This window comes from Mesorhizobium sp. M7A.F.Ca.US.008.03.1.1 (genome assembly GCF_003997495.1).
GTDB lineage: Bacteria > Pseudomonadota > Alphaproteobacteria > Rhizobiales > Rhizobiaceae > Mesorhizobium.
The window spans coordinates 71,822-82,352 of the sequence record NZ_RZRU01000028.1; the positions used below are offsets into that span (position 1 = coordinate 71,822).

At 62.2% G+C, this 10,531-nt stretch carries 12 protein-coding genes; 6 read left to right on the forward strand and 6 right to left on the reverse strand.

Going from position 1 to position 10,531, the window contains the following annotated elements:
* Positions 1-2: 2 nt before the first annotated feature.
* Together EOA16_RS28515 and EOA16_RS28520 are read right to left on the reverse strand one after the other, a co-directional pair.
* Positions 3-1,484, reverse strand: a complete 1,482-nt coding sequence (locus tag EOA16_RS28515) for an MDR family MFS transporter (protein ID WP_127261124.1) — start codon at positions 1,482-1,484, stop codon at positions 3-5.
* A gap of 205 nt (positions 1,485-1,689) precedes the next feature.
* On the reverse strand, positions 1,690-2,349 hold the full coding sequence (locus tag EOA16_RS28520) for a DUF922 domain-containing protein (RefSeq protein ID WP_127261136.1): 660 nt from the start codon (positions 2,347-2,349) through the stop codon (positions 1,690-1,692).
* A gap of 103 nt (positions 2,350-2,452) precedes the next feature.
* Between EOA16_RS28520 and folP the strand changes: the two genes are divergently transcribed.
* The 3 genes from folP to folK are packed head-to-tail and all read left to right on the forward strand — an operon-like array spanning position 2,453 to position 4,163.
* Positions 2,453-3,304: a dihydropteroate synthase gene (gene folP, locus EOA16_RS28525; RefSeq protein WP_127261125.1), complete on the forward strand. Its 852-nt coding sequence runs from the start codon at positions 2,453-2,455 to the stop codon at positions 3,302-3,304.
* Between the two features lie 3 nt (positions 3,305-3,307).
* Positions 3,308-3,667, forward strand: coding sequence for a dihydroneopterin aldolase (gene folB, locus EOA16_RS28530; protein ID WP_023813034.1), 360 nt, complete (start codon positions 3,308-3,310; stop codon positions 3,665-3,667).
* Complete coding sequence (folK, locus tag EOA16_RS28535; RefSeq protein WP_127261126.1) at positions 3,651-4,163, forward strand: 2-amino-4-hydroxy-6-hydroxymethyldihydropteridine diphosphokinase; 513 nt, start codon at positions 3,651-3,653, stop codon at positions 4,161-4,163. Before folB ends, folK begins: the two co-directional genes overlap by 17 nt.
* Before the next feature lie 27 nt (positions 4,164-4,190).
* Here the strand turns inward: folK and EOA16_RS28540 are convergent, their stop codons facing one another.
* Positions 4,191-4,736, reverse strand: coding sequence for a DUF924 family protein (locus EOA16_RS28540; protein ID WP_127261127.1), 546 nt, complete (start codon positions 4,734-4,736; stop codon positions 4,191-4,193).
* A gap of 14 nt (positions 4,737-4,750) precedes the next feature.
* Complete coding sequence (locus EOA16_RS28545; RefSeq protein ID WP_127261128.1) at positions 4,751-6,586, reverse strand: monovalent cation:proton antiporter-2 (CPA2) family protein; 1,836 nt, start codon at positions 6,584-6,586, stop codon at positions 4,751-4,753.
* 160 nt (positions 6,587-6,746) lie between these two features.
* Here EOA16_RS28545 and EOA16_RS28550 point away from each other — a divergent pair, with 160 nt between their 5' ends.
* The 3 genes from EOA16_RS28550 to EOA16_RS28560 all read left to right on the forward strand — a co-directional run bounded on the left by EOA16_RS28550 (position 6,747) and on the right by EOA16_RS28560 (position 9,454).
* Positions 6,747-7,736: an AraC family transcriptional regulator gene (locus tag EOA16_RS28550; protein ID WP_164754419.1), complete on the forward strand. Its 990-nt coding sequence runs from the start codon at positions 6,747-6,749 to the stop codon at positions 7,734-7,736.
* 59 nt (positions 7,737-7,795) lie between these two features.
* Positions 7,796-9,004, forward strand: coding sequence for an MFS transporter (locus EOA16_RS28555; RefSeq protein ID WP_127261130.1), 1,209 nt, complete (start codon positions 7,796-7,798; stop codon positions 9,002-9,004).
* Positions 9,005-9,187: 183 nt separating this feature from the next.
* Positions 9,188-9,454, forward strand: a complete 267-nt coding sequence (locus EOA16_RS28560; protein WP_127261131.1) for a hypothetical protein — start codon at positions 9,188-9,190, stop codon at positions 9,452-9,454.
* Between the two features lie 122 nt (positions 9,455-9,576).
* On the opposite strand, the gene EOA16_RS28565 is transcribed toward EOA16_RS28560, so the two are convergent.
* A complete protein-coding gene (locus tag EOA16_RS28565; RefSeq protein ID WP_127261132.1) occupies positions 9,577-10,131 on the reverse strand; it encodes a hypothetical protein in 555 nt (184 codons plus the stop codon).
* A 135-nt stretch (positions 10,132-10,266) separates the two neighbouring features.
* Positions 10,267-10,531, reverse strand: a 265-nt coding sequence (locus EOA16_RS28570) for a DUF697 domain-containing protein (protein ID WP_127261133.1), incomplete at its 5' end; no start/stop codon positions are given.

Here is a 10,531-nt window from a genome sequence, read left to right on the forward strand (position 1 = left end):
CTTTATTCGGCGAGCATCGGCGCCGCATTGTCGGCATAACCGCGAAGCTCTTTTTCGGGCATCAGCGTCAGCGTGATCAACCCCAGCAGCAATGTAGCGGCGGCAACGGCAAAGATCATCACGAACGGCTCGACCGTCGCGCTATGGCCAGCGATCCGCACGCCTTCACCGGCAAGCGGCAAGCCGTAACCCAGAGCGACCGCGCCGAGCATCGCGACCCCAAGCGCACTGCCAAGCGAACGCAGGAATGTCAGCACGCCCGTCGCGACGCCAAGATGCACGCGATCGACGGCGTTCTGGACCGACACGGTGGTGACCGGAAACGTCGTTCCGGTTCCAAACCCGATGCAAATCGTCAAGACCTCTACCTCCAGCAGCGTTGCATATCCTGCGACGACGGCCAGCAGGCAGAGGCACAGCATGCTGAAGACGACTCCCACCATTGCAATGCGCTTGTAGTGGGTAAAATGCGGTATCATGCGCCCACTGAATGCCGCGCCGCCGACGGTCCCAAGCAGAAGCCCAAGCATCGCGATGCCCGACTCTGCTGCCGACAGGCCGAGCACCGCCTGAAGATAGACGGGCAGGTACACAGCCATGCCGACGCTTGCGGCCTGAAGCAGGAACATCGAAAGCGTGCCCGCCAGAACGATTGGATTGCCAAGCACTTCGAGGGAGATGAGCGGCTCGGCGGCTCGCATAAGCCGCAAGGCAAAAGCGCCCCAGAAAATCGCCGAACCGCAGAGAACGCCGATGACTTCAAGCGAAATCCAGGGATAGGCGCTGCCGCCCCAGTTCAATGCGAGCAGCAGCAGCGCCGTGGCAACGATAAGAAGCAATGCGCCCAGGCCGTCGATACGATGGCGCTTTGCGGCAACGGGCAGTTTTTTGAGCGGCTTGTTGATGATCGCCATCGCAAGAAGACCAAGCGGAATGTTGATCCAGAAGATCAGTGACCAGTGCAGGTGCTCTGCGAAAGTGCCGCCGAGCAACGGACCGGCAATGCTGGCGACAGCCCATGTGCCGGAGAACCAGGCGGCATAGCGTGCCCGCTCGCGCGGCGGAACGAGATCGCCGACGACGGTCTGCGTCAAAGCGAACAAGCCGCCGCCACCGGCGCCCTGGATCGCCCGCCCGACAACCAGCACAAACATGTTGGGAGCCAGCGCACTGACCAGCGATCCCGCCAAAAAGATCAGGATCGCGGCATAGACGGTCGGCCGGCGGCCGTAGACATCGGAAATCTTGCCGTAGAGCGGAGCCACCGCGGTAGCGGTCAGGAGATAACCGGTGACAATCCATGGCAGATAGTGTGCGTTTCCGAGCGCATGCCCGATGGTCGGCATGGCCGGCGCGACAATGGTCTGATCGAGTGCCGCCAACAGCATCGACAACAGCACGCCGCCGATGATGGCGTTCTTTTCGCTCTCTGTTATCGGCGTGCCGGTTTCCGCCATCGTTTGACTGTCGACAGCCTGGTCCATGATCGTTCATCCATAAGCTTGCGATTTGACCGGCGCTGTTCAGCCGTTCGGGTTTCTCGACCGTTTGGATCGCATTGGTGTTTTAAGCTCGCGTCCGGCGAGCCTGATATATGTCGTCCCATATAGGCCGGTTTCGACAAGGGCTCGAAAGTTTTTCCAATCTGGCACCACGCTTCGGCGAATTTGGATTCCAGTTCGAGTGCGTTCAGGCCGGCGGCAGTCGGCCGTTCCCGATGCGCTCCATGCGGTAGCGCAGCAGCCGCAAGATGCGGCTTTCGAAATTGACGCTTTCGACGCGGTCGAACTGAAGCTGGGCGCGGTCGTGCCTGGCCAGAACAGCCGCGGTGATGGCGGCTGCCTTGGCCTTGGCGGCGTCGCAGTTCTTTTGCGGGTAGGTGGCTTTCAAGGCCTCTTCGAGTTCGCCGCCATGGTTCTTGGCGATTTCGACATGGCGCTCCTCATGGCGCTTGATGTCGGCGGACAGCGTATCCCAGAACAGCCTGACATCGGCATCGGCTTTGCGCGGGCGGCGCCACTCGGGAAGGATCACCTTCACCTTGACGGTCACCACCGCGTCGGCGATCCGGCAGGAACTCGGTGTCTGCGCATAGCTGATGCGGGTGGTGAAGGCCATTTGCGTGGCGCCCGGGTGGCGGGTGCCAGTGCTTTTCACCTCCGGCCCGCGTTTGGAGAGTTGTGCCTCGATGTCGTCGAGCGTGCTGCCGCCAATGGCGAAATAGCTGTACGTCTTGACGAGATTGGCCGCCGCCGACGGTTGCGGCGTCGTGGCGAGCAGCAGCGCGCAAGCCAAGGATTGGTTCACGCCCAAAGACTGTTTTTTCATGCCAAGCATGGATCGTTTCATCATGTTGCCTCTTCGACCACCTTGCTTTACGGCCGTTGCCGGCGCAATGAAATTGATCCGCCAGGGATCACACATGATTGATGAACTCCATGGTCGATGAGCAATGACGGCAAGGCGATGGCAGTTGGCGCATGGGCGCCATCTCGACCTTGGCGGCAAGGCCGTGGTCGTCGGCATCCTCAATGTCACGCCTGATAGCTTTTCCGACGGCGGCCAGTTCGACGCCCCTGAAAAGGCGCTGGCCCAGGCACGGCGCATGATCGGGGAAGGGGCACTGGTTGTCGATGTCGGCGGAGAATCGACGCGCCCAGGTGCTGCCGCGGTATCGGCCAGCCAGGAACAGGCCCGCATCCTGCCTGTGATCGAAGCTCTGACGGGCGTGAGCGAGGTGCTGATTTCGGTCGACACCTATCGCGCCGACACGGCGCGGCTGGCGGTTGCCGCCGGCGCGCATATCGTCAACGATGTCTGGGGTTTGCAGCGCGAGCCCGATATTGCGCGCGTCGCCGCCGACACCGGCGCGGGGCTTGTCATCATGCATACCGGGCGGGATCGCCAGAAGCTGCCGGATGTGATCGCCGATCAACTAACGTTCCTGCGCAGGTCGCTGGAAATCGCCCGCCGGAACGGCATCGCCGACGATCATATCGTGCTCGATCCCGGTTTCGGATTCGCCAAGGAGACGGCGGAGGAAAATCTCGACCTGATGGCACGCTTTTCGGAATTGCATGCACTTGGCTTGCCGCTGATGGCCGGTACGTCGCGAAAACGCTTCATCGGCACGGTCACCGGCCGTGATGCCGCCGACAGAGGGGTCGGAACATCGGCGACCAGCGTGATTTTGAGGCTCCAGGGGGCGGATCTGTTTCGCGTCCACGATGTCGCATTCAACATGGACGCTTTGGCGCTCGCGGATGCTATGCTGGCGCGTCGGACGGACCGGGCGAGAAACTGAGCGATGTATGTCATCCGCATGAAGAACTGCGCTTTCTTTGCCCGGCACGGCGTGCTGGACGAGGAGGAAAGGCTCGGGCAGCGCTTCTATGTCGATGCCGTTCTCACCGTCGATCCAGGCCGCGCACTTGCCGAGGATTCGATCGAGGATACAGTCCACTACGGCATTGCATTCACCGTCATTGAAAAGATCATTACCGGGCAGCGCCGTTTTCTGATCGAGTCGCTGGCGCTCGAAGTGGCCCGTGCGCTGACGGCGCGCTTTCCGCAGATAAAGAAAGCCGAGATCACGGTGCGCAAGCCGAACGCACCGGTGCCCGGCGTGCTCGATTATGTCGAGGTGACCGTTGTCTGGCCCGAATAGTACCGTTTATCTCAGCCTTGGCGGCAATCTTGGCGATCCGGCGAAATCCATGGGCGCGGCGCTGCGCATGCTGGATGCCGACGCGGATACGCGTGTCACCGGCGTCTCCTCGCTTTATCGCACGCCGCCCTGGGGCAAGCTCGATCAGCCGGATTTTCTCAATGCGGCCGCCGAAATTTCCACCGTGCTTGCACCGCGTGCCTTGCTCGACCTCTGCCTCGATGCGGAGCGCAAGCTGAAGCGGGTGCGCGAGGAGCGCTGGGGGCCGCGGCTGATCGACATCGACATTCTGGTGTTCGGCGACCGCGTCATCCACGAGACCGGGCTGGAGGTGCCGCATCCGCGCATGCTGGAGCGCGCCTTCGTGCTGGCGCCGCTGGCCGAGATCGCGCCCGGCCTGGTTGTCAGTGGTCGCAGCATCACCGAGCGCCTGGTCGCCGTCGATACCTCAGGCATCGAGCGCTTGTCGTCCGGCCGGGATTGGTGGCTGGCCTGAGGTCCGGACGAGGCAGTTGCCGGATCTTCAGCCAGAGAAGCCGCCACCATCCAGGAATGCCTGCTCCTGCACTGTGGTTTCGCGGCCAAGCATCCTGTTTCGATGCGGAAAACGACCGAAATGCTGAATGATATCGCGGTGTTCGACAGCGTACTTCAGGTAGGGCTCAGCCCTGGCCTGCGTCAGCTCGACCGAAATGTCCTGGTCGGCCAGCAGTTCCGAATGCTCGTAAGGCAGGTAGAGGAAGACGCGGAGTTCTTCCTCGAGTGCCAAGTCAAGACCAGCCGCGATCGCTCTCTCTGCGAAATATCTGGCGAGCGGATCGGTCGCGTACATATGGCCGGTGCCGCGAAAACAGTTCCGCGGAAACTGGTCGAGCAGGATCATCAGCGCCAGCGCGCCTTCGGCATGCTCCAGCCAGCCGTCGCATTCCCGTCGCGCAGCGGCGTAATGCAGATCGAGAAAGCGGTCGCGGAACTCGGCATCGAATGCCTCATTCTTCTCGAACCAGGCGTCCTCGCCGGCATCGCGCCAGAATTTCGTGACCGACAGGGCTCTGCTGTCCAATTCCATGCATAATTCCTTGCTCAATCGGCGGGCTCGGACTTGTGCAGCACACCCGCGGTTTCTTCATTGAGTGCCTGACCAGGCCGGCGCGGCGTGGAGAGCGGTGTCGGAATCGGCGTGCCGATATTGCCTCTCAGGAAGCGCTGTCCGGCGCGAATGCCTTCAGCGAGCTGGGTTTCGAAACGATCGGTGTCGCGGCGCCTGACGTCTTCGATCGTTTCAGCCACGTCTTCGGGATCGACGCCCAGCGATTCCAGTGCCGAGCCGCCGAAAACAAGTGCGGATTCGAAGGTTTCGCGCAGTTGGTAGTCGACGCCAGCACGAATGAGCTGCAGCGCCGTTCCACGGTCGAATGCGCGGGCCAGCACTGTGAGCAGTGGGAATTCGGCCTTGATCAACTGGGCGATGCGAACAGCCACATCGGCCTTGTCGACGCAGATCAGCACGGCGCGCGCCCGGCCGGCACCGGCGGCATGCAGGATGTCCAGTCGCGTGCCGTCGCCATAGTAGACCTTGAAGCCGAAATCGGCCGCCGCCTGGATCATTTCGACGTCATTGTCGATGATCGAGACGTCGATGCCGCGCAGCAGCAGCGGCTGGCTTGCGATCTGGCCGAAGCGGCCGAAGCCAATGATCAACACGCTGCCGGTCAGTCCATCGGCGACATCGACGCCGTCGAGAGACTGCTCGTCGTGCGGCGTCAGATAGCGCAAGGCGATGATGGCCAGCGGCGTCAGCACCATGGAGATGATGACGATCGCCGTCAGCGTCGCGTTGGCCTGGCCGTCGATGATGCCGACCGCCGCGGCCGCCGAGTAAAGGACAAAGGCGAATTCGCCGCCCTGTGCCATGAAGACCGCGCGCTCCAGGGCTTCGCGGTGGCCTGATTTCAGGATGCGGGCGACGATGTAGATGCCGAACGCCTTCATCACCATGTAGGCGACGACATAGACGGCGATCAGCCGCCAGTTCGCCGCGACCACATGCAGGTCGAGCGACATGCCCACCGCGAGGAAGAACAGGCCAAGCAGGATGCCGCGGAAGGGTTCGATGTCGGCTTCGAGTTGGTGGCGGAAGGTCGATTCGGACAAAAGCACGCCGGCCAGGAAGGCACCCATCGCCATCGACAGGCCGCTGAGCTGCATGGCGAGGGCGGATCCGAGGACAACCAGAAGTGCCGCGGCCGTCATCACCTCGCGCGCACGGGCATCCGCCAGGATGCGGAAGAACGGGTTGAGCAGATAGCGGCCGGCCACCACCAGGCCGACGATCGCGGCGAGGCCGATGCCGACCTCGGTCAGCCGCTCCGACAGGCTGGTGTCGGCTCCACCGGGCGCCAGGAACGCGATCAGGGCCAGCAACGGCACGATTGCCAGATCCTCAAGCAGCAGCACCGATACGATGCGCTGGCCTTTCGGTGCGGCGATTTCGCCGCGTTCCTCGAGAAGCTGCATGACGATCGCGGTCGAAGTCAGCACGAAGCCGGCGCCGGCGACGAAGGACTGCGAGATTGGAAACCCTCCAGCCATGCCGACACCGGTCAGCAGGAGTGCGCAGACGCCGACCTGCAACGCACCGAGGCCAAAGATCTCACGGCGCAGGCCCCAGAGCCGCGATGGCTGCATTTCCAGCCCGATGATGAACAGGAACATCACCACGCCGAGTTCAGCGACATGAAGAATGGCTTCCGATTCGGAAAAGACCCCGAGGCCGAACGGGCCGATCACCACGCCGGCAGCCAGATAGCCGAGGATCGAGCCGAGGCCCATGCGCTTGAAGATGGGAACAGCGACGACACCGGCAGCAAGCAGCGCCACCACCTGAACCAGATCGCTGCCCGATGCTTCCGCCGCCATGCCTCTTGTCCCTGTGTCTCGCAGCACTCCTTGCATGCAGTTGAAGCGGGAGGCAAGGTGAGAAATCTGCAGGGAAGGGCAGCGTGCCGTTGCAGCGATTCACCTAGTGGAACAACGGTCCCCGCTTGCCTGCCGGACGTTCGGCATCTATATTGCGCATATGTCTGCCTATTCGTCCCGGCCGTCTTCGACGCCACATATCCCGATGGATGCGCTCAGCGAAGTTTTACAAGACTTTCGTTTGAGTGGTGTCAACTATGGCCGTTGCGAACTCCGACATCCATGGAGCATTGCATTTCCGCAACAACCGCTGCTTCGGTTTCATTTTGTCGGCCAGGGGCCATGCTGGATTCACACCGAAGCGCAAGGCTGGCAGGAGTTGCGCGATGGCGATCTGGCGCTGCTGCCGCAAGGCATCGCCCATCGGCTGGCCAGCGCGCCGGACGTTGCAGGCGGCTCGCTCGAGGATTGCCAGGTGACCAAGTTGGGAAGCAACGTCTGCGAAGTGGTACGGGAAGGCACCGGCGCGACAAGCACCCTTTTCTGCGGCTCCATGGCCTTGGGCGCCTGTGCGCTTAACCCATTGATCGCGCTGATGCCGCCTATCATCAAGGGTTGCGACGTGGCCGGCAATGACCCGATCGTTGGCCCTTTGCTGGCCGCTATGACCGCAGAGGCCGCGCAACCGCAGATGGGCAGCGCCACTATCTTGTCGCGTATGGCGGACTTGCTGACAGCCCGGCTCATTCGCTGCTGGGTCAATTGCACGGGAGCCTCGACCACCGGTTGGCTCGCAGCCATCCGCGACCCTCATATTGGCCGCGCTCTGGCAGCCATGCACAGAGATCCCGGCCACAACTGGACGCTGGAAAGCCTCGCCGGCCTGGCAGGCCAATCGCGCTCGATTTTCGCCGAACGCTTCAGCGCTGTATTGGGGGAGGGTGCTGCACGCTATCTCGCCCGTCTGCGCATGCAGCTTGCCCGCGAGTTGTTAGGGCAAAACGGCTTGTCGGTGGCTGAGGTCGCTACCCGTTTGGGCTATGATTCCGAGGCATCCTTCGCTCGCGCGTTCAAGCGCATCACCAGTGTCTCGCCGGGCGTTGTGCGTCGCACAATTCCCGGACGAATAGACATGAATTTCGGATTATAAGGTACATATCATCCGAAGGGGCTCGTCTATGAAGACCTCCAAACTTTGGAGATCTTTCCGTGACAGACACAATATTACAGCTTGAAGACGCGGCGATAGACGCCGATACCGGTGCACCAGCCGCGTGGAGCTCAGCCACCTGGTTCGCGGTCATTTCATTGGCGGCCACCAGCTTTGCCCTGGTGTCGGCCGAATTCCTGCCCGCAGGTCTGCTGACGCCAATGGCACGCGATCTCGGCATCAGCGAGGGGACGGCCGGACAGGTCGTCACCGCCACCGCTTCCGTCGGCGCCGTGACGGCCATGTTGAGCAATGTTCTCATCGGCAGATTGAACCGCAAGACGGTGCTGGTTGGCCTCAGCGCCTTGGCAGTCGGTTCCAATGTTCTTGCAGCGCTGGCGCCCAATTTCTGGCTGTTGTTGCTGGGCCGGGCCGGGCTGGGAATTGCTCTCAGCGCTTTCTGGGCACTTTCGGTCGCCGTCGTGGCGAGGCTGGTTGGCGCCAACGCGACTGGGCGGGGCATGGCTATCGTCACCCTCGGCGTCTCGCTTGCAACCATTGCCGCACCGTCGATGGGCGCGTTGATCAGCGACTGGCTGGGTTGGCGCAGCGCCATGGCCATGACAGCGGGGTTGGCCTTGCTTGCCATGCTGCTGCAATTCCTTAGTCTGCCGACCTTGCCTGCAACAGCAAGCAATAGTCTTGCAGACGTCCTTCGGCTGACACGGCGGCGTGGCATTCAACTCGGTATGCTTGCTATCCTTTTGCTGATGACGGGGCATTTTGCCGGCTCGGTTTATGTGCGTCCTTTCCTCGAACACGTGACGCTCCTTGCAACCGGGCCAATTGCCCTGGCGTTGCTAGGATTTGGCATCGCCGCCGTGATCGGCAATATCGCCGGTGGCCGCATGGCCGACGCCAACATCCACGTGGCTCTCGTGGCTACCGCCGCATTGATGGCGTTTGCCGCGCTGGCATTGGTTCTCTGGGGCGTGCACATTGGCGTTGCCTTCGGCTTCGCTACGCTGTGGGGCTTCGCCTTCGGCATGGCGCCGGTGGTGCTGCCGACAAATTTGTCTCGCGCAGCCCCTGACGCGCTGGAAGCAGCGGGCAGCCTGATGGTCACCTCTTTCCAGATTGCCATCACCATCGGCGCGGTTGTCGGCGGCTATGTTGTAGACACCTACGGTCCTACAGCGCCTTTGACTCTGACTGCTATCCTTGCCGCATCGACAGCCGTCTTGGCGCTGCTGCAGCCACGCAGCTGAACTTCGCTGCCGCAGATACAGCAGCCTGGAATTCAGGCCGCCGGCGATGTTGCAGGCGCGATACACAAGTTGAGGCCGGGAACACGTTGCATCTTGCCGCAATCGAAGGCTAAGGACGCTCGGCTTCGGCCATTGGAGGGTGATCGACGATCAAGTCGCACCCTTTTTGAGGAGATGACTGACATGAAGAAGTTTTTGTTTGTTGCCGCCGGCCTGGCGGTGCTTGCCGGTTCGGCTTGCTCGAAGGCGCCTGAGTGCACGGCGGAGATCGCGACCAAGAAGGCGCAGGACATGGCTGCAGCACTTCAGGAGGCGATCACCAAGGACCCGGCCAAGGCGGCTGATCTGACCGCCAAGGTCCAGGCGGTGACAACCAAGTATCAGGGCGCCACGACGTTGGCCGACGCTTGCAAGGCCTATGACGAAGTGACGGCCGCGATCAAGGGCTGACACCTTGATTCGAGATCAAGGGCTAACGCCCTGATTTGAGATCAAGGTCTAAACGCCTGATTCGATGGGCTCAAGTGAGAGGGCGGTGACCGTTGGGTCGCCGCCTTTTTCTTTGGATTTTTTCAGTTCGGCGCGATGGAGCCGACTTCGACCGCGTCGACCCGCTTCAGGCTCATGCCGATCACCGGCACCAACTGGTCGTCGACGCGCACGGCAATGGTCACCGTCATCGAATTGTCGTCGGGGATGCGGGCCTGCATGACGCCGCGCAGCTGGTTGCGGTTGATGGTGAAGACCACTTTGCGGGCATCGACGACGTTGCCGCCGATGATGTCGAGGCCAGAACCGGTCGCGCCACCCATAAAGCTGCCCTTGTAGCCCTCGCGGCCCTTGCGCTCGATCTTGGCCGACATCGGCTGGGTGAACATACCGACCCGGCAGCCACCGTCGAGCGACATGCCGACCTTGCCATCGGGCGTCGAGCCGGTGAAGCTGCAGTTGAACTTGGTGCCTTTGTACTTGCCGGCGACGATTTCGCCGGGACCGATCCACTTGCCTTCGGCGGACTGGAAGAACTGCTTGTCCGGCTCCGCTGCGCTGGCCGCTCCTGCAATGCCGACGACTGCCGTGATCACGGTTACCAGGGGCAGGACGCTGGATAGTACTACGCTTTTCATCGACGACACCCGGCAACAAAGATGCTGTTTGGAACCCGTCTGACCATGAACAAGATTGGTTAATGCTTCGTCACCGCGGGGCCGCCGCAGAGCAGTCCGGTAACGATTCCGAATGCCCGGACACTCCAGCCCGGCTCACTTGCCGGATGGGGTCGTTTCACCGTCTTTCCGGGTTGCGAACGATGTCAGCGCCGAGAGGAAGTCGCCCAATCCGGGACGCTTCGCGGCGCTGAAGGGCAGCGGTCGCGCCGTCTCCATCGCGGCGATGCCGATGCGCGCCGTCATCATGCCGTTGACGACGCCCTCGCCAAGCTTGGCCGAAAGGCGCGCGGCCAGGCCGTGGCCGACGATCTGCTGGACGAAACTGTCGCCGATCGCGATCGAGCCGGTACCCGCCAGA

Coding starts and splice junctions, on each gene's coding strand:
- folP (WP_127261125.1), top strand. CDS start 2,453: ATGACGGCAAGGCGATGGCAGTTGGCGCATGGGCGCCATCTCGACCTT.
- EOA16_RS28520 (WP_127261136.1), bottom strand. CDS start 2,349: ATGAAACGATCCATGCTTGGCATGAAAAAACAGTCTTTGGGCGTGAAC.
- EOA16_RS28515 (WP_127261124.1), bottom strand. CDS start 1,484: ATGGACCAGGCTGTCGACAGTCAAACGATGGCGGAAACCGGCACGCCG.
- folB (WP_023813034.1), top strand. CDS start 3,308: ATGTATGTCATCCGCATGAAGAACTGCGCTTTCTTTGCCCGGCACGGC.
- EOA16_RS28545 (WP_127261128.1), bottom strand. CDS start 6,586: ATGGCGGCGGAAGCATCGGGCAGCGATCTGGTTCAGGTGGTGGCGCTG.
- EOA16_RS28560 (WP_127261131.1), top strand. CDS start 9,188: ATGAAGAAGTTTTTGTTTGTTGCCGCCGGCCTGGCGGTGCTTGCCGGT.
- EOA16_RS28565 (WP_127261132.1), bottom strand. CDS start 10,131: ATGAAAAGCGTAGTACTATCCAGCGTCCTGCCCCTGGTAACCGTGATC.
- EOA16_RS28550 (WP_164754419.1), top strand. CDS start 6,747: ATGTCTGCCTATTCGTCCCGGCCGTCTTCGACGCCACATATCCCGATG.
- EOA16_RS28540 (WP_127261127.1), bottom strand. CDS start 4,736: ATGGAATTGGACAGCAGAGCCCTGTCGGTCACGAAATTCTGGCGCGAT.